We start from the raw sequence: 17,937 nt of genomic DNA, 5'->3' as shown, positions 1-17,937 counted from the left end.
CCCCTGTCCCTGCGCCGCTCGGGCCGCGTTCACGTACCGCACTGCGTCTGCTGCTTCGCCACGTCCATGAGCTTCGTCATGAGGCCGGTGAAGTGCGGGCGCGAGGTACCCCGCTTCATGTGCTCCACGGAGCCGCTGATCGTCAGTTCGAGCCCGAAGGAGTCCTGCGCGCCCTGGCAGGTGAAGGTGACGAATGCCCCGGTGTCCCACACGTAGCCCCTGTCGCCCAGGGGCAACAGGTCCGGGGCGGGCTGGCCCGGGTCGGGCTGGAAGAAGAAGCTCTGCCCAAGGGGCTGTCGCCTGATCGTGACGCTCACCCGGTGTTCGCCGTCGACGACGACCTCGCACGACGCCTCGCGCCGCGTCGCGGTCAGCCGTGCGTCGATCGGCGACATCTCCTTGACGGTCTTCCCGGGCCCCAGCAGCGGCTCCAGGTCCGACCGGGTGAACGCGCCGAAGCACGTGCGTTCGGGCAGGTGCGAGGAAGCCGCCGGCTCCTCCTCCGAGCAGCCCGCCAGTACCGTGGCCGCGACCAGTACAACCCCGGCAGCGCGAAGGACCCGGGCGCACCCCATCACTGGCCTCCGTTCGACGTGGCGACCTGCCCGCGGCCGACCGCGTGGCCGTTCGCCGTCTGGGACGAGGCCACTCCGGCCAGGGCGTCGATGCTCCGCTGGTTCATGCCGGTCCCCTCAGCGGCCTTGCGCACCGACTCGGCCGCGGAATCACCTGCCTGCTTCTGCGCGTTCGTGTAGTCGATCACGGCCTTGTCATCGGCTTCGTCGTTCTCCTTCGCCTGGTCCTTCTTGGCTCCCTCGACCACGTTCTCCGTGATGTCCTCTTGGAGCCATTCCAGGACGTCCCCGGCCAACGGGACCAGTTCGAGGTATTTCCCGCCCGCGGCACTGATCCCGCGGTTGATCCACTTCGCGTTGTCCTCGACGCCCTTGACGTATTCCTCCGCTTTGTGGCCGTTCTCCGCGAACGAGCCCTCGGCCCGCGCCTCCGACAGGATGCCCGCGATCTGGCCGCCGGGGTGCACCACGGCGGCGATCGCCGCGTCCAGTTGCTCGTAATCGTTGCGGTGCTCGAAGACGTCGTTGATGAGCATCGTCGTGTAGGTCCGCTGGGAGGTGGTGATGGCGCCATAGGCGTCCGGGTCCTGGGCAACCGCGCCGATGAAGTCCGCCATGGTCTTCTTGTCGAACACGGCCCGTTCCCCGTTGGCCTTCATCATGTGGCTCGCGTTGTCGGCCGATGCCTGGATGTCCGGCGCGTACTCCGCCGCCATCTGGCCGAAGTGACCGGAGAGTCCCTTCAGCGACCCGTCGGGCTCGCCCGGCTTCGCGGCCACGAGTTCCGGCTTGTCGCCGACCTTCTCGACGACCCGTTCCATGACGGATGCCATCTCCTTGGTGTGCGCCACGGGAGGGGAGTCATCGTCTCCGGGGCCGCGATGGGAGACGGCGGCCATGAGCGCGTCGCCGACGGCCCGTTGGGCCGGGTGCGGGTCCCCGGTCCTGGTGATGTCGAAGCTGTCCATGTAGGGCTTCTTGTCGAGCATGTAGTCGACCATGCCCTGGGCCTTCCCGTGCTGGCCGCCGACCGCCTTGTCGTCCTTGGTGACGATGCCGTCGTGGTTGCTGTCCTCGCGGACCGGCTCGTTGAAGAAGGCCGTCGCAGCGTCGGGGTTGTTGCCGAGGGCCTCCATGAGCCCGGTGAGCGGGTAGAAGCCGCGGCCGCCGCTCTCGCCTTGGTGGAGCACCATGTCCATGCTCATGGGTGTCATGTACTCCCACGCCTGGGGGTTTTTGCGGTCCATGGCAATCATGTCCCGCCCGACCGAGGTCAGGAACTCCGTGTCGTACTTCCCCTCGCGCATCAGCGCGCCGAGCGCCTGGTAGCCGTAGATCTTGGTCACCCCACCGGTGACCTCCATCTCCTTGTGACCGGCCTTCATCAGCCCGGTCGTCCAGGCGGCGTCGAGGTGGTGGGGCACGTCCTTGTGCGTGGCCAGGCCCAGCATGGCGCCCATGTCGCTCTGGATGTTCGCGACCATCAGCGCACGGTCCCGGCCGATCGGGCCGAGGCCCGTCGCGTCGAGCGACATCTTGGAGTACATCTCCAACGTGCCCTCGGGTCCAAGGGTCCGGTAGAAGCCCGTCGCGAACTCGGGGTCCTCCCGGTTGTCGTCGAGGAGGTCCTCCAGCTCGCGAAGCGCCTCGACGTTGCGGGCCGTACCGCCCTCGCCGGTGACCTTCTTCATCAGGTCCGCGGCCCGCACCGCCTGTTCGGCGTCCAGGGTGGCGAACGTGGGGCCGCTGAAGTCGTGCAGGTCGCCCAGGTTCGCCCGCAGGACGCGGCTCAGCGAGTCGTCGGCGTCCGCCGCGTCCTCGACGGCCCGGTTGATGCGGGCCTGCCAGGCGTCGCGGTTCGTACGCAGGGACTGCTGGTAGTCGGGGTCGTGCCGTGCGGCGTTCCGCTCCCCCTCCGTGGCCAGCGGAAGGGCCGTCACGCGGCCGGTCGCGTCCACCTGGAAGCCGGCCGCCGGGGCCTCCGCGGCGAGCTTCTTCAGCTGGTCCTGCGCGGCCTTGAAGGTGGCGTGGGCGTCGGCGAGGACGCCGTGCATCCCCTTGGCCTCCTTGGCCGCGTCCTCGAACTCCTTGGCCGTCTTGGCGACGAACTCTCGCGCCACACCGGCGGTGACGCCGCTCCACTGGGCCTTGTCGGCCTTCGCCTTCATGCCGTTGCGGGCCGCCTCGGCCATCTCGTCGAGCTTGCCCGCCATCGCTTGCCAATCGGTGACGGCGGTCTGGAGCTGCCCCAGCGGCGCGTTCATCACGTTCTCGTACGTCAGCACGGGGGCGCCTACTTGAGGTAGTCGTTGAGGGCGGACGTGGTGAAGTCGGCGTGGAGCTGCTGCTCGTCCTTGGCGTGCGAGGAGAGCGAGTAGTTCAGGCCGTTGGAGATGTTCGCGCAGGCCGCTACGAGGGTTTTGACCTGGCTCTCCCACGTGGTCTGGGCCTTGGACAGGGCGGCCCCGCTCGCGAAGTGCTCCTTCGTGAGCGCGCCCGCGGCCTCGGTGGTGGCCGTGGCCGCGTGCTTGCCGTCGGTCTGCAGGCGCGTGTGCAGCTTGTAGGCCTCGGAGCCGATGGCACCGATGTGGTCCTGGTTGACTTCCAGGTCACCGCCCCCGCCGCCGGGCTCGGGGGCCACCTGGTTGAGCCGCATGGAGACCTTGCTGGTGGCCGTGGCGCGCGCCGCCGACCATTCCTCGTCGAACGACATCGCGTGAACTCCCCTGTGCAGGTCGGAACAGTTCGGATCAGGTCAGCGGTTGGTGCGGCGTACGACCACGGCGGTGACGGCGCCGCCGATCAGCAGGCAGGCGCCCAGCCCGATGCCGAGCCAGGGCAGGAGGCTGCCGCCCTTCCCCGCCGCCTCGGCCCGCGGCGCGGGCGCCTCCGCCGCCTTGCCGTCGGCGGAGGCGCCGGGCGCCGGCGACTTCGCCGCCGCGTCGGCGGCCACGAGATCGGGCAACGGGAACACGTCGGCGGGGCCGGGGTCCCCGGGGGTGGGCAGCGCGATGCGGGGCCGGACGACGCCGTAGCCGACGTAGTCGTTGCGCTCGGCACCGTCCGTCGGCTTGCCGGCAGTGTTCAGCAGGACGCGGAGCACCTGGTTGTTGGTCCAGTCCGGGTGCGCGGCCCAGAGCAGCGCGGCGGAGGCGGAGGCGAGGGCTGTGGCGTCACTGGTGCCGTGCGTCTTGCACAGTCCGGTCTTGCCCTTGCAGGCCGAGACGATGTCGATGCCAGGTGCGGCCATGTCGATCTGGGGGCCGTTCTGTGATTCCTTGGTCGGCATACCGTTCGCGTCCACGGCACTGATGCCGACCACTCCGGGAGTGGCAGCGGGATAGGCGACCTCATTGGTCGTATCGCCCGAGTTGCCGACTGCGGCAAAGATCAACTTCCCCTTCGAGAGCGCATACTTCACCGCAGCGGCCCGTGCCTGATCTTGCTCAGGCTTACCCGGCAGACCCATGGAAATATTGATGACCTTGGCATCTGAATCCGCCGCGTACCGAATAGCTTCGACAATGGATGGAGTCGATGCCCCTTCGAGCATGTTCGGTACTCGAATCGGAAGGATTTTGGCACCGGGTGCGAGGCCATAGGCTCCGTCGCCACTCGGGTGTTTTCCGGTACCGGCGATCATCGCGGCCATGCCGGTGCCGTGTCCGTAGTAGTCGTTGTTCTTGTCGCCCTCGGCATCACCGACAGGGAAGACGGCACCGGGGAGAACCTGCCCTTCGAGTTCCGGAATGCGGTCGACGCCGGTGTCGATCACCGCGACGGTGATCCCCTTACCCGTGCTGATCTTCCACATCTCGTCGGCCTTCATGGCATCGAGATGCCATTGCTGCGAACGAATCGTGTCCGCGTGGGCCGGGGTCGCGGCGACCCCGGCCAGCAGGAGACCCACGAGGGCCGAGGTCGCCTTGCGCATGCGCATCCCGTGCAACGTCCGTTCTGCTCAGTCGATCACCGGCGGCACAACACGACGGTTGCCCTGCCAGGTCTCTTCGTCCTCGGCCAGGTAGTCGGGACGCTCACCCGTCTGATCCTCGCGCCTCTTGCCCGCCGTCCGTGCCCCGGCACCCGCATGGCCCACGGCGCCCGAGCCCGTGGCGCCGTTGGCGTTCCGTACAAGGCCTGAACCACCCGGGGTGAACGGCTGCCCGCCCGTTGTCGGGCGACCGGCTGCCCCCGCAGGGCGCCCTCCGACGACACCGCCCTGTTCCATGGCCAGTCGGCGGCCCGCCGCAGAGCCTGCTGCGGCGCCGTGTCCGCCGCCGAGCCCTCCGCCCATTCCGCCCATGGCGCGGCCTGCCTGAGTCCCTTCGGCACCGATGACCGTGCCCCGGGGAATGCCCGCGCTGGGACCGCCAGACGCCACCGGCCGGCCACCGACGATCCCGCTGTCACGCGGAGGCATCCCGGGGAAGCCGCCCACGCCGCCGACCTTGCCGCCGCCGAAAGCGGCTGGCCCACTCGCTCCAGGAAGGTTGCCGATGCCGCCGGAGCCAGCCCTGCCGTGCGCCATAGCTCCGCTGATCGGCGAAAGCGCCAACGGCGGGACGAAACCGCCCCCGGGGTTCACGCTGCCGCCGGTCGGCAGCGGACTCGGCGTGCCCAGCGTCGGGGGGACAGTTGTGGTCGGGAGGGTGGCAACACTGTCAAGGTCCACGTTCACGTCACGGTCCGGAACCCATGGAGTGGGAGTGGGAGTGGGAGTGGGTACGGGCGCCGCGGGCGTCGGAGGAGTGTGGCCCTCTCGCAGAGGGCTACCGGACGTAGACGCGGGGGCATCCGAAGGTCCTCCCCCGGGACCACCGGACGAGCCATGTGGAGTGAACACCGAATTACTCACCCCACCCTGGACACCGCCGCCCCCTCCAGGACGAGCCATGTCCACCCCGGAGTCGTAGCCGCTCGGTACCAGCACGTCCGGCGGAGGCGGGAAAGTAGGAGCCTCCGCCTTGTTCATCTCCGTCGACGACAGCTCGTACGCCTCGGCCAGCTTCTTCATCAGCTGCACGGCCTCGGTGTGGTCCGTGTTCAGCTTCGACTGCGCCTGGGGGCCGATCGTCCGGGAGTCCGGGTCGTTGTGGTACTTGCGGGCCGCCTCCAGGTTCGCCGCGGCGTCCGTGTCGTAGGCCGGCATGGTCTGCGCCTCGTACATCTTCTGGACGGCCTGCGTCATCCAGTGGGAACCGTGGGCGCTGTACTCGCTCAGTCGCAGCGTCGCGTTGCCCGCCCGGCCGACCCACTCCTGGAAGGCGACGGCTCCTTCGCCCTCCCAGCCGGTCACCTGGTGCTTCTTGAGCTTTTCCGCGATCTTGGCGATGTCGTCCGCAGCCTTCTTGAGCTGCTCGGCCCGCGCCTTGACCGTGCTCGGGTCCAGCGCTTCACTCATCGCCTTGAGCTGCTGGTGCGTGAACGCCTCGAAATCCGTCGCCATCAGACGTTGCCCCCCGTCACGTTGCCGGCGTTCTTGTGGTCCAGGTACGGGTCACGGGACCGCACGTAGTGCCGTTCCGCCTCCTTCGCGATGGCCGCCATGCGGCGCTGAGTCTCCAGGTCCACACCCGCGTACCCGTTGCCCGCCGACAGCACGGCGATGCCCAGGGCCTCGATCTGCCCCGCCAGGCCCTTCGAGAGCTTTTCCAGCTCCGTCGTGACCGTGTTGTACGACGCGTAGATGGCCGTGGCCTCCGCGAAGCCCTGGCCGAGGGCCGCCTGGGTCAGCGTGCCGTTCGCCAGCTTCTTGTGGTCCGCCTCGGATCCGCCCAGCTCTTCCAGCAGGGCATCCACCATGCCCTTGTACTCCTTCAGCGAGTCCTGCTCGACCGCCAGGGCCGCCGCCTGCGCCCTGATCGCGTCCGCGATGCCCGCCGTAGGGCCCAACCCGAACAGGCCCGTCCCGTTGTCCTCTGCCACGATGGCCTCCCCGACTCCCCGTCATCCCCGTAGGCGCGGCGTCTCCGCCGCACCCCGTCCCCGTTCGCACCCGTTCGCACGCGAACGCGAGCAGGCTCACTGATCACTCTAGCGACCGGGACCGACAGTCCCAACCCGGGGTTGCACGTGCAATGCGGGTCACACGGTCACGAGTTGGGTACGGCCACCGCCGCCGACGGCCTGATCGGGAGCCTGTTCACCGGCCGTCCCGTCGCCGCCCGCACCGCCGAGGCCACCGCCGCCGGCGTCGTGACCACCGGGACCGCGCTCGCCGCCTTCGCGCCGAACGGGGCCACCACGTCCCGCTCCTCCACCAGCTTGACGATGCGCACCACCGGGGCGTCCAGGGACGTCGGCAGGGCGTAGCCCGTCAGGTCCGGGTGGCGGACGAGGCCCGCGACCGTGCGGAGGTTCTCCGTCAGGGCCGCGCCGACGCCCTGCGTGACGCCGGCCTCGATCCGGGCCTCCAGCTGGCGGGGGTTGAGGACGCGGCCGACGTCCTGGGCGACGGCCAGTTCGACCACCCGTACCGAGCCCAGCTCGATGTCCACGTCCACCACCGCGCGGATCGCGCAGAAGGCCAGGCCGACGAAGGCGTCGCCCTGGCCGTCGGCGTCCAGGGGCTCCGTCGGGTGGGGGCGGCACTGGGCCGTGGCCCACAGTTCCTTGCCCTCCATCGCCTCGAGGACCGGCAGGGAGAACGCGCCGTCGTACGAGGTGATCCGGCCGTCCGTGATCTGCAGGAGCTCGGTGGACATGCCCAGTTTGTGCGCCATCGGCTGCAGGAGCTGGGTGCGGACCATCTTCGCCGCCCGCTCCACCGCGCCGCCCGACACCCACGTGTGGCGGCCGTGCGCCGCCGGACCCGCCGGGGGCTGGTCGGTGTCGACCGGGGCCATCGCGACCTCGTCGACGCCGAGCACCTCCTGGACGATCTGGCGGGCGAGGGTGGCGAAGCCCTGGCCGGTGTCGACCGCCGCGCAGATGACCGTGGCGACGCCGTTGACGACCTTCACGGTGGCCGTGGAGACCTCGTCCGCGCCCTCCGCGCCGAGCATGTGCACCATGCCGACCCCGTACCCGACGCCCCGCCGCACCGCGCCCGGTTCGCCCGCGCCCTCCGGGCCGCCGGGCAGCAGCCACTCGTCCTCCGAGGTGTCCTTCGGGAGGGCCGGCAGCTCGAAGTCGCGGACCGCGCGCAGGAGTTCCGCCACCGGCGCCGGGCAGGTGACCGTCTGGCCGGTGGGCAGGAGGTCGCCGGTGGCCAGCACGTTGCGCATGCGCAGCTCGGCGCCGTCGATGCCGAGGGCCGCGGCCAGCTTGTCCATCTGGCCCTCGTACGCGGCGCAGACCTGCATGGCGCCCTCGCCGCGGACGTGGCCCGACGGCGGGTTGTTGGTGCGCACGACCCAGCCCTCGACGAAGGCGTGCGGGACGACGTACGGGCCGCAGGCGAACGCGACCGCCGCCGCCAGGGACTCCGAGGAGGAGTCGGCGTACGCGCCCGCGTCCATCAGGATCTGGGCCTCGACCTTGACGAGGCGGCCCTCGGCGTCCGCGTGGTGGCGGTAGCGCAGCAGGGTGGGGTGGCGGTGCGTGTGCCCGAGGAAGGACTCCTCGCGGGTGGCGGCCAGCTTGACCGGGCAGCCCGTACGCAGGGCGAGGAGGCCCAGCGGCAGCTGGAAGGCGGCGTCCTCGCGGTCCGCGGTCGCGCCGGGGACCCCGGTGACCACGACGCGGACCCGGTCCGGCTCCAGCCCGAAGCAGGCGGCGGCCAGGTCGCGGTCGGTGTGCGGGTCGGTGGAGGCGGTGTACAGCTCCACTCCGCCGTCGGGGCGCGGTACGGCCAGTCCGGCCTCGGCGCCGATGGGCGCGGGGTCCTGGCGGCCGATCCGGTAGAGGCCCTCGACGACGACCTCGCCGGTGGCGTCCGGGTCGCCGTAGCGGAGCGGGATGTGCCGGATCAGGTTGCCGTCGGGGTGCAGGGCGGGGGCGCCGAAGGACTGCTCGGGGTCGGTGACGGCGTCGAGGAGCTCGTACTCGACGGCGATCGCGGCCGCGGCGAGCCGGGCGGTGTCGGGGTGGTCGGCGGCGACCGCGGCGATGGCCTCGCCGTGGTGGCGCACGAGGTCGTGCGCGAACACCGGGCGGTCGGCGACGCGGCGGCCGTGCGTGGTGGCACCGGGGACGTCGGCGTGGGTGACGACGGCGCGCACGCCGGGCATCTCGGCGGCGGCCGAGGTGTCGATGGACAGGATGCGGGCGTGGGCGTGCGGGGAGCGCAGTACGGCGGCCCACAGGAGGCCCTCGGCCCACAGGTCGGCGGCGTAGGGGAAGGTTCCCTCGGCCTTGGCCCGGGTGTCGGCGGCGGGCACGTTGGCGCCGATGCCGCGCGGCGGCTGGTCCGGCGCGGCCTCGGAGGGGTCGCCGGCCGCCTTGGCCGCGACCGAGTGGTTGACCGCTGTCGTCGCCGTCGCCGCGTCCTGCCCGCTCACTCCGTGCCCCCGCTCACTGCGTGCCTCCGTGGTGGATGCCGCCCTCGCCGGGCGGTGCCTGGTGCGGAATGCGCGGCTCGTGCCCGCCGTGCGCACCGGACCCCGACGACCTGGCGGTCCCGGCCTGCGTCGCCGACGGCTCGGCCGCGGCCGCCTCGCGCCCCGCCACGACCTCGCGGACGGCGTCGACGACCCCCGCGTAACCGGAGCAGCGACAGAGGTTGCCGCACAGGGCCTGGCGGGTCTCCAGCTCGTTGGGGGCGTGGTTGCCCTCCAGCAGGTCGTGGATGGTCATGGCCATGCCCGGTACGCAGAACCCGCACTGCACCGCACCCGACCTGCACAACGCCTGCTGGACGTCCGAGAGTTCCCCGCCCGTCGCGAGCCCCTCGACGGTGCGGACCTCACTGCCGGCGGCCGTCGCGGCCGGCACGAGGCAGGAGGCGACGAGCCGGCCGTCGACCTGCACGGCGCAGGCGCCGCACTCGCCCTGCGAGCAGCCGTCCTTGGCGCCGGCGAGGCCGAGGCGCTCGCGCAGCACGTAGAGGAGGGACTCGCCGATCCAGGCGCCGGTGACGGGCCGGTCGGCGCCGTTGACGCGCAGGACGTAGGAGGCCGCCGGATGCTCGTGCTGGGCGACGGCGGCGGTACCCGTCTCGTCCTCGTACGCCGGCCCCTCCGCCGGGAGCTCCCCGGCAGCGCCCTCGCCCCGGAGTTCCAGGGCGCGGTCGGCGGTGTCCGCGTCCGGCACGTGCGCGGCCCCGGTGTCCGCGGGGGCCGGGCCCGCTGCGGCGAAGCCGCGGCCGTCCGTGTCGGCGTGCTCCGCCGCGGGACCGCCGGCCCCGTCGCCGGCGGAACCGTCCACGGGTACCGGCCCGCCGACGGGCCCGTACCCCGACGCGGCGCCCGGCTCCCGGCCGGCGTCCGGCGCCGGGTCGTACTCCACGTCCGGGGCCGGGTCGTACTCCGCATCCCGGGCAGCGCCGAACTCCGCGCCCCGGGCAGCGTCGTACTCCACGTCCGGCGCCGGGTCGTAGGCGGCGTCCCGGTTCGGGTCGCGCTCCGGGTCGGTCTGCGCCGCCTCGGGGACGGCTCCGGCCGGCAGGCCGGTACCGGGCTCGGGAACCGGACCGGCCTCGCGCCCGCGCCCGAGCCCGTCACCCCGCTCCGGCGCGCGGCCGGACTCCGGCGCGTGCTCCTGCTCCGGCGCGTGGCCGAAGGCGGCGAAGCCGTGCCCGTCGGTGTCCGGGTCCCGGGCGGCCCGCGCCGAACCGGCGGCCGGCTCCGCGGGTTCGGGCCCGGGCTCGGGTTCGGCGCGCACTCCGCCGAAGAGGTCCAGCTCGCCCGGGGCGGGCCGCTCCCCCGGCTCCGGCGTCGCCGCCGGGCCGTGGGCGGCGTCGATGTCGTGCGGGGCCGGGTGCGCGGGCTCGCCCTCGGCCACCGGTTCGCCGTCGGGCAGCGGAGTTCCCACGCCGGGGCCGCCCAGCACGCGCGGTCCGCGGCGCGAGGAGCCCACGCCGGGGCCGTCGGCGGCCCGCCCGGCCGCGGCGGCCGCCACGGCGGCGTCGGTGCCCGGCAGGACGCCCGCGCCGGTCTCGCCGGAGGGCTGTTGCGCGGCGTAACCGCGGGCGCCCTCGAAGTCGGGGTGGTTCGCCCACGGGGCGGGGGCGCCGCCCGGAAGCGTCGCCGGGGCCTGGCTCCAGTCGGCGTCCAGCCCGCCTTGCCGGAAGTCCCCGGTCCGGCCGGGGGCGTCACCCCGGTCGTACGGGCCGGACACGCCGCTGAGGTCGTACTGCCCGGACGCCTCGCCGGACGCGTACGGGTCCGGCGCCCCACCCGGCGCGTACGGGCCCGTCGCCTCGCCCAGGTCGTACTGCCCGGACGCGTCGCCGCCCGACGCGTACTGGCCGGACACGCCGCTCAGGTCGTACTGGCCGGACACGCCGCTGAGGTCGTACTGCCCGGACACATCGCCCTGTTCGGACAGTTCGGGCAGGACCCACTGCCCCGTGGCCGCGTCCGGAACGGTGCCCGCGGCCTGCGCCGCCTGCGCCGCCTGCGGGAACCGCCACTCCGCGGTCTCGCTCTGCCCCTGCCGGTGTTCCTGGACCTGCCGGTGTTGCTCCTGGACCCGGCCCTGCGCCTGCCCCTCGGCCCGGCCGTGCCGCTGCCCCTGCTCCGCCGGGGCGAACGCCGCCGCCACCGAGGCCGGCAGCGGGATCGACGCCGGAATGGGACCCCCGACCGGGGCCGGCCCCTGGCCGACCACCCTGCCGGAGGCGGTGCCGGGCGCCGGGTCGGCGGGTGCCGAACCGGCCGCTTCCGGCCACTGCACCGGGTTCGTCCAGGAGCCGGTGGCGGCCGGGTCCGTCGTGGCCGAGCCGAGCGGCACGATCATCGGCGGCGGCACGTACCCGTGCCCCGGCGCGGCCAGGGGCTCCCCGGTGCCGAGCGCGTCCAGCATGTCCTGCGGCAGCTTCACGAAGGCCGTCGCGTCGGAGTCGTACTCGCCGCCGTGCGGCACCGGCTCCCAGCCCCATTCGGGGCCCGCGGAACCCGCGTTGCCCGGGTCCCCAGTCGCTCCGCTCACGTACCCGTTCCCGTTCCCACTCATGAGGTCAGTGCCCTCCCCAGGGCCCTCCGTGCCAGTACGGCCACCGTCCGCCGCAGATGCAGAACTCCGGGAGCCACCGGTTCGCCCTGGTCGGGCACGCAGGCCGCCGCGACGTACTCGCCGAAGGCCTCCAGCGCCTCGGGGGCCAGGCTCCGCTCACCGTCCCAGTCGATCAACGAGGCCACCCACTGCTCCGCCTCCAGCGGCCGCAGCGGCATCGGGGCGACCGCCCCGATCGCGCAGCGCACGCCCCGGCGCGCGGGGTCCAGTACGAGACCCACGGACGCCACCGCGCGCCCCGGTCCGGTACGGCCCGTGGCCTTCAGGAACACCTGGGGCGCGTGCAGCAGCGGTACCCGCACGAAGCCGATGAGCTCCCCGGGCCGGAGCATCTCGCGGCCGGCGAGCAGGTACGACACGGGGATCTCGCGCGATCCGCCCGGGCCGACGATGACGAGCACGGCCTCCAGCGCGGCCAGCACGGGCAGGGCGTCGCCGGTCGGCGCGGCGGTGGCGATGTTCCCGCCGAGGGTGCCGGCGTTGCGGATCTGCGGGGGCCCGGCGGCGCGCGCGGCGGCCGCCAGCGCGGGGATCAGGGCGGCGAAATCCGGCCGTCCCATCCGGGCGTGGGTGAGGCCCGCGCCGAGCAGCGCGTGCCCGTCCTGGTACTGCCAGCCGCGGATCTCGTTGATCCGTCCCAGCCCGACGAGCGCGGCGGGCCGCAGCTGCCCGGCGTTGACGGCGGCCATGAGGTCGGTGCCCCCGGCGACGGGGACGGCGGCGGGCATGGCCGTGAGAGCCGCGACGGCCTCGTCGAGCGAGGCCGGCAGCGTCACGGACTGCCCTGCCTGCGACCCCTGAGGCTCGTGAGGCCCCTGAGAGGAATGCGGTGCGTGCGATGCGTGCGGTGCGTGCGTGGTCAACCCAGCTGCCCCTTCCCGATGTCCCGGTCCCGGCGCTCACGCCTGTCCGCCGTACGGTACGTGCTCACCGCCGGGACGTGGCAACTCTGGCACATCTTCCGGGCCGCCCGGCGCGAGGGTCGGCCGGGCGGCCGCCGCCCCCGCCCGCCTCGCGCGATCGCCCGGTTTTCCCCGTATCCACCGAAATCGAGGAAGAGTTCCGGTTCGAAACGTTTCGCAGCGCCCCGCCGCCCGCCGTCACACGTTCGGGGGTTCACCCTCGATCGGACGTCCGAGCACACCGGGCCGGCGCTGCCAGGGCAGCGGACCGCCCGGCGGCCGGTAGCCGACGCCGAGTGCGTCCAGCCGCCGGTAGTGCGTCGTCATCCGCTCTTCGAATCCGGCGAAGTCCCGCTCCTCCGGGGCCGGCTGCCCCGACCACACCACCTCGGCGAAGGCGGCGAGACGGGGGAACACCTGGTAGTCGACGCGGCCCTGATGTTCCATCACCTCGGTCCACACGTTGGCCTGGGCGCCCAGGACGTGCGCGGCCGCCTCCGGCGTCAGCTCGGGCGGCACCGGCTCGAAGCGGTACACGTCCTCCAGCGACCGCACGTACCCGATGGGCACCGGCTCGCCGGGGCCGCCGTCCTGACGGTGGTCCAGGTACACCTGCTGCTCGGGGCACATCACCACGTCGTGCCCCGCCTCGGCGGCGGCGATGCCGCCCGCGTAACCGCGCCACGAGGACACGGCCGCGCCCGGTGCCAGCCCGCCCTCCAGGATCTCGTCCCAGGCGATGAGCCGCCGGCCGCGCTCCGCGAGCCAGCCGTCGAAGTGCCGGACGAACCAGGACTGCAGGCCGTCCTCCCCGTCCACCCCCAGCTCCGCGATCCTCGCCTGCGCGGTGGCCGAGGCCCGCCACTGCGCCTTGGGGCACTCGTCGCCGCCCACGTGCACGAAGGGCGAGACGTCCGCCGGGAAGAGGCCCAGGAGCTCCTCGAAGACCCCCTCGTAGAACCGCAGCACGGCCTCGGTCGGCGCGAGCACGTTCTCGGTGATCCCCCAGTCGTCCCACACCGTCAGCGCGGCCGTGTCCACGACGTCGGTGTTGCCCAGCTCCGGGTAGGCGGCGATCGCGGCCTGCGAGTGCCCCGGCACGTCGATCTCGGGAACGACCCGGACGTGCCGCTCCGCCGCGTACGCGACGATCTCGCGGATGTCGTCCTGGGTGTAGAAGCCGCCGTGCGGGGTCTCGCTCCACAGCGGCGAGGCCCGGTGCCCCCACCGGCTGCGCGCCCGCCACGCGCCGACCCCGGTCAGGCGCGGGTACCGCTTGATCTCGACGCGCCAGCCCTGGTCGTCCGTCAGGTGCAGGTGCAGCACGTTCAGCTTGTGCGCGGCGAGCAGGTCGATGTACCGCAGGACGCCGTCCTTGGGCATGAAGTGCCGCGCGACGTCGAGCATCATGCCGCGCCACCCGAACCGGGGGGCGTCGGCGACGGCGACGTACGGCAGGCTCCAGGTCCGGCCGGGCAGCGGCGCCCTGCGGTGGGCGTCGGGCCCGAGCAGCTGACGCAGCGTCTGGGCGGCCCAGAACAGCCCGGCCGCGGTCGCACCGGTGAGCTCCGCGCCGTCCGCGCCGACGTCGATGCGGTACGCCTCCGGGCCGGACCCGCCGGCCAGCGCGGGGTCGATGCGCAGCCGCAGCTCCCCAAGCGCCCCCGTGGCGGCGTCCGGCAGGCTCCAGCCGGTGGCCGCGCCCAGCTCGCGGCGCAGCCAGCGCGCGGTGTCCGCGGTGCCCGGGCCGGCGTCGAGGGCCGGGTGGGCCGGGAGGGCGTAGCGGTGTCCGTCCCGGTGGGGAACGGCGTTCCGGGGTGCGGGGATCAGGTCCATGCGTCAGCCCTTCGCGGCAGCCAGCCCGTTGCGCACCGTGCAACGCTTGTTCCGCAGTGCGCTTAAGCGGCCGACCCTAACCCGCTCCGCGGGCACGGCAAAGGCCCCCGGGGTGCGCCGACGCGCACCCCGGGGGCCCCGGTCCTTCTCGGAGCGGCCGGACCTACTTGTCCTTGCCGCCCTTGTCCTTGTCCCCACCGGGACCCATGGACTCGTAGATCTCCTTGCACATGGGGCAGACCGGGTACTTCTTCGGGTCCCGGCCCGGCACCCAGACCTTGCCGCAGAGCGCGACGACGGGGGTGCCCCCGAGCGCGCTCTCCATGATCTTGTCCTTCTGGACGTAGTGGGCGAAGCGCTCGTGGTCGCCGTCACCGTGGGAAACCTGCGGCGTCGGCTCTACGAGGGTCCCCGTGCCAGTCCCGCGATCGGGCTCAAGAGTGCTCATGGACCCAGGGTACCGACCCCCGCCCGGGTCAGTTCAGCGACGGGTCGTCCGGATAGGTGGCGACCATCGCGAGGTCGCTGCGCTGGCGGCGCAGCACCGCCCGCCAGAGGCGTTCCGGATCGGGGAAGGCGATGTCGCCGGGCTCCGACTCCACCACGTACCAGGCGCCCTCGCCGAGCTCGCCCTCCAGTTGGCCGGGCCCCCATCCGGAGTAGCCGGCGAAGATGCGCAGGCTCCCCAGGGCCGCGGCCAGCAGCTCCGGCGGCGCCTCCAGGTCGACCAGGCCGATGGCCCCGTGCACCCGGCGCCAGCCGAGGGGGCCCTCCTCCCCCGGGATGACCGCCACGCCCAGCGCCGAGTCCAGGCCCACTGGCCCGCCCTGGAAGACCACGCCGGGCTCGCCGGCCAGGGGCGCCCAGGGCAGCAGGACCTCGCCGACGCCCACCGGGGTCGGCCGGTTGAGGACGACGCCGAGCGAGCCCTGCTCGTCGTGGTCGAGCAGCAGCACCACCGCGCGGTCGAAATTCGGGTCCGCGAGGACGGGGGTGGCCACGAGCAACCGGCCTGTGAGGGAGGACACCTCGGTCATGCCGCCATGATCCCGCACATTCGCCCTTCCGGGGGATCGGACGGCGAGATCGAATCCCGCGCAGCTCAGGGCACACGGCGGCGACGGGGGACCCGCGTCGCCGGAGCAGGCGGAACGCGACACTCCGCCATGAGGTGGATACGGAGGGTGTTGTACCGAATTCATGACAGTCCTACGGCCGCGTCAGCCCTACGAACAAAGGGGTGGTGACCCTTACTCTTCTCACTGGCCCCCTGCCCACCCCTCCCGGAACGCGAGATTCATGACCGGCATCAGTGACGATGTACTGCTTGTCCACGGCGGTACCCCGCTCGAGGGCGAGATCCGTGTCCGCGGTGCGAAGAACCTCGTGCCCAAGGCCATGGTCGCCGCTCTGCTCGGCAGCGGACCCAGTCGGCTGCGGAACGTTCCCGACATCCGTGACGTGCGCGTCGTGCGCGGGCTGCTCCAGCTCCACGGTGTGACGGTCCGTCCCGGCGAGGAGCCGGGCGAGCTGGTGCTCGACCCGACCCACGTCGAGAGCGCGAACGTCGCCGACATCGACGCCCACGCGGGCTCGTCGCGCATCCCGATCCTCTTCTGCGGCCCCCTGCTGCACCGCCTGGGCCACGCCTTCATCCCCGGCCTGGGCGGCTGTGACATCGGCGGCCGGCCGATCGACTTCCACTTCGACGTGCTCCGCCAGTTCGGCGCGACCATCGAGAAGCGCGAGGGCGGCCAGTACCTGGAGGCTCCCCAGCGCCTGCGCGGCACCAAGATCCGCCTGCCCTACCCGTCGGTCGGCTCGACCGAGCAGGTGCTGCTGACGGCCGTACTGGCCGAAGGCGTCACCGAGCTCAGCAACGCCGCGGTGGAGCCGGAGATCGAGGACCTCATCTGCGTCCTGCAGAAGATGGGCGCCATCATCTCCGTCGACACCGACCGGACCATCCGGATCACCGGTGTGGACCGTCTCGGCGGCTACAACCACAAGGCCCTCCCGGACCGCCTGGAAGCGGCCTCCTGGGCCTCCGCGGCCCTGGCCACCGGCGGCAACATCTACGTGCGCGGCGCCCAGCAGCGCTCGATGATGACGTTCCTGAACACCTACCGCCGCGTCGGCGGGGCGTTCGAGATCGACGACGAGGGCATCCGCTTCTGGCACCCCGGCGGCCCGCTGAAGGCCATCGCGCTGGAGACGGACGTGCACCCCGGCTTCCAGACCGACTGGCAGCAGCCGCTCGTGGTGGCCCTGACGCAGGCCTCCGGCCTCTCGATCGTCCACGAGACGGTCTACGAGTCCCGCCTCGGCTTCACCTCGGCGCTCAACCAGATGGGTGCTCACATCCAGCTGTACCGCGAGTGCCTGGGCGGCTCGGCCTGCCGCTTCGGCCAGCGCAACTTCCTGCACTCGGCGGTCGTCTCCGGCCCCACCAAGCTGCAGGGCGCCGACCTGGTCATCCCCGACCTGCGCGGCGGCTTCTCGTACCTGATCGCGGCGCTGGCGGCCGAGGGCACCTCGCGGGTCCACGGCATCGACCTGATCAACCGCGGCTACGAGAACTTCATGGAGAAGCTCGTGGAGCTCGGCGCGAAGGTCGAGCTGCCCGGCGGCGACGTCGTCTGAGCCGTACCACCGGTGCCTGGAGGCCCCCCGGACCCCGCAAGGGGACCGGGGGGCCTTTCCCGTGGCCCCGTAACGGCCCCGTACGGCCCCCACGGCCCGTGCGGGGCCCCACGGCCCCCACGGCCCACAGCGGCCGCGGGCGGCCCCGCACGCGCCGAAGGGCGGCCACCCCGTACGGGGTGGCCGCCCTTCGGCGTTACTGCGTCACGCTGCCGTCCCGGGGGCCGGTGCGGCCCTCGGCACAAGGGCGGACTACTTGCCCTTGGCGGCTTCCTTGAGCTTGGAGCCCGCGGAGACCTTCACGCTGTAGCCGGCCGGGATCTGGATGGGGTCGCCGGTCTGCGGGTTGCGCGCGGTGCGAGCGGCACGGTGGGTGCGCTCGAAGGTCAGGAAGCCGGGGATGGTGACCTTCTCGTCGCCCTTGGCGACGATCTCGCCGACGGTCTCGGCGAGCGCGGCCAGAACGGCGTCGGCGTCCTTGCGGGTCACCTCGGCGCGCTCGGACAGAGCGGCCACCAGCTCACTGCGGTTCATGTTGTACTCCCGTGTTCAACTTGCCTTAGAGGCGTGAGATCGAAGCCGATGCTGCCAGGGCCCTCGGACAGTCCCCGGACCCGGGTCTGAACGTCAGACCCTCTCGCCCGGTTACGCATCCTGCCCCCACCAGCGGCGGGAAAGCCAATCCGGCACCCGCCGGGGTCACACGAAAAGCGCCACAGTCACGCGGCGGTGACGCTCCGTCCGCCTTCGGCCGATGCGGACCGCGGACCGCGCGGGCATCCCCGCAACCCTAGAGGCGGCCCGGCGGGCCCGCATCTCGCGACGCGCCGGGATCGGGGGGCGTGAGGGCGCTCACAGGGGCC

General features: G+C 72.8%; 14 protein-coding genes. 1 reads left to right on the top strand and 13 read right to left on the bottom strand.

Annotation, left to right across the window (positions count from 1 at the left end; all coding sequences use genetic code 11):
- Positions 1 to 29: 29 nt before the first annotated feature.
- From ACFWTC_RS06085 to ACFWTC_RS06030, 12 genes are all read right to left on the bottom strand, one after another.
- On the bottom strand, positions 30 to 575 hold the full coding sequence (locus tag ACFWTC_RS06085) for a hypothetical protein (RefSeq protein WP_383924423.1): 546 nt from the start codon (positions 573 to 575) through the stop codon (positions 30 to 32).
- The gene (locus tag ACFWTC_RS06080; protein ID WP_384028280.1) at positions 575 to 2,860 is read right to left on the bottom strand and encodes a hypothetical protein; all 2,286 of its coding nucleotides are present in this window, start codon (positions 2,858 to 2,860) and stop codon (positions 575 to 577) included. Before ACFWTC_RS06080 ends, ACFWTC_RS06085 begins: the two co-directional genes overlap by 1 nt.
- A gap of 8 nt (positions 2,861 to 2,868) precedes the next feature.
- Complete coding sequence (locus ACFWTC_RS06075) at positions 2,869 to 3,288, bottom strand: hypothetical protein (RefSeq protein ID WP_384028282.1); 420 nt, start codon at positions 3,286 to 3,288, stop codon at positions 2,869 to 2,871.
- Between the two features lie 42 nt (positions 3,289 to 3,330).
- A complete protein-coding gene (gene mycP, locus ACFWTC_RS06070) occupies positions 3,331 to 4,515 on the bottom strand; it encodes a type VII secretion-associated serine protease mycosin (protein WP_384028284.1) in 1,185 nt (394 codons plus the stop codon).
- Between the two features lie 21 nt (positions 4,516 to 4,536).
- Positions 4,537 to 6,024: a WXG100 family type VII secretion target gene (locus ACFWTC_RS06065; protein WP_384028286.1), complete on the bottom strand. Its 1,488-nt coding sequence runs from the start codon at positions 6,022 to 6,024 to the stop codon at positions 4,537 to 4,539.
- A complete protein-coding gene (locus ACFWTC_RS06060) occupies positions 6,024 to 6,503 on the bottom strand; it encodes a hypothetical protein (RefSeq protein ID WP_383924401.1) in 480 nt (159 codons plus the stop codon). The genes ACFWTC_RS06065 and ACFWTC_RS06060 overlap by 1 nt, the downstream gene beginning before the upstream one ends.
- 167 nt (positions 6,504 to 6,670) lie before the next feature.
- Positions 6,671 to 9,019: a xanthine dehydrogenase family protein molybdopterin-binding subunit gene (locus tag ACFWTC_RS06055; protein WP_383924398.1), complete on the bottom strand. Its 2,349-nt coding sequence runs from the start codon at positions 9,017 to 9,019 to the stop codon at positions 6,671 to 6,673.
- A 13-nt stretch (positions 9,020 to 9,032) separates the two neighbouring features.
- Entirely contained in the window at positions 9,033 to 11,609 is a 2,577-nt protein-coding gene (locus ACFWTC_RS06050; RefSeq protein ID WP_384028288.1) for a 2Fe-2S iron-sulfur cluster-binding protein, read from the bottom strand.
- A gap of 20 nt (positions 11,610 to 11,629) precedes the next feature.
- On the bottom strand, positions 11,630 to 12,556 hold the full coding sequence (locus ACFWTC_RS06045; protein WP_384028290.1) for an FAD binding domain-containing protein: 927 nt from the start codon (positions 12,554 to 12,556) through the stop codon (positions 11,630 to 11,632).
- Positions 12,557 to 12,793: 237 nt separating this feature from the next.
- Positions 12,794 to 14,431, bottom strand: coding sequence for a beta-N-acetylhexosaminidase (locus tag ACFWTC_RS06040; protein ID WP_384028292.1), 1,638 nt, complete (start codon positions 14,429 to 14,431; stop codon positions 12,794 to 12,796).
- A gap of 163 nt (positions 14,432 to 14,594) precedes the next feature.
- Complete coding sequence (locus ACFWTC_RS06035) at positions 14,595 to 14,879, bottom strand: DUF3039 domain-containing protein (protein WP_112448118.1); 285 nt, start codon at positions 14,877 to 14,879, stop codon at positions 14,595 to 14,597.
- 28 nt (positions 14,880 to 14,907) lie between these two features.
- Positions 14,908 to 15,468: a YqgE/AlgH family protein gene (locus tag ACFWTC_RS06030; protein ID WP_383933463.1), complete on the bottom strand. Its 561-nt coding sequence runs from the start codon at positions 15,466 to 15,468 to the stop codon at positions 14,908 to 14,910.
- Between the two features lie 262 nt (positions 15,469 to 15,730).
- Here ACFWTC_RS06030 and murA point away from each other — a divergent pair, with 262 nt between their 5' ends.
- The gene (gene murA / locus ACFWTC_RS06025; protein WP_383933465.1) at positions 15,731 to 17,074 is read left to right on the top strand and encodes a UDP-N-acetylglucosamine 1-carboxyvinyltransferase; all 1,344 of its coding nucleotides are present in this window, start codon (positions 15,731 to 15,733) and stop codon (positions 17,072 to 17,074) included.
- 252 nt (positions 17,075 to 17,326) lie between these two features.
- On the opposite strand, the gene ACFWTC_RS06020 is transcribed toward murA, so the two are convergent.
- Positions 17,327 to 17,608 (bottom strand): HU family DNA-binding protein, encoded by a 282-nt coding sequence (locus tag ACFWTC_RS06020; RefSeq protein WP_007264399.1) that lies wholly within the window; start codon positions 17,606 to 17,608, stop codon positions 17,327 to 17,329.
- Positions 17,609 to 17,937: the final 329 nt, after the last annotated feature.

It is taken from the genome of Streptomyces sp. NPDC058619 (assembly GCF_042717785.1).
Taxonomy (GTDB): domain Bacteria; phylum Actinomycetota; class Actinomycetes; order Streptomycetales; family Streptomycetaceae; genus Streptomyces.
This window is presented reverse-complemented; position numbering and strand designations above follow the sequence as displayed.

Coding starts and splice junctions, on each gene's coding strand:
- ACFWTC_RS06085 (WP_383924423.1), bottom strand. CDS start 575: ATGGGGTGCGCCCGGGTCCTTCGCGCTGCCGGGGTTGTACTGGTCGCG.
- ACFWTC_RS06075 (WP_384028282.1), bottom strand. CDS start 3,288: ATGTCGTTCGACGAGGAATGGTCGGCGGCGCGCGCCACGGCCACCAGC.
- mycP (WP_384028284.1), bottom strand. CDS start 4,515: ATGCGCATGCGCAAGGCGACCTCGGCCCTCGTGGGTCTCCTGCTGGCC.
- ACFWTC_RS06065 (WP_384028286.1), bottom strand. CDS start 6,024: ATGGCGACGGATTTCGAGGCGTTCACGCACCAGCAGCTCAAGGCGATG.
- ACFWTC_RS06040 (WP_384028292.1), bottom strand. CDS start 14,431: ATGGACCTGATCCCCGCACCCCGGAACGCCGTTCCCCACCGGGACGGA.
- ACFWTC_RS06035 (WP_112448118.1), bottom strand. CDS start 14,879: ATGAGCACTCTTGAGCCCGATCGCGGGACTGGCACGGGGACCCTCGTA.
- ACFWTC_RS06030 (WP_383933463.1), bottom strand. CDS start 15,468: ATGACCGAGGTGTCCTCCCTCACAGGCCGGTTGCTCGTGGCCACCCCC.
- murA (WP_383933465.1), top strand. CDS start 15,731: ATGACCGGCATCAGTGACGATGTACTGCTTGTCCACGGCGGTACCCCG.
- ACFWTC_RS06020 (WP_007264399.1), bottom strand. CDS start 17,608: ATGAACCGCAGTGAGCTGGTGGCCGCTCTGTCCGAGCGCGCCGAGGTG.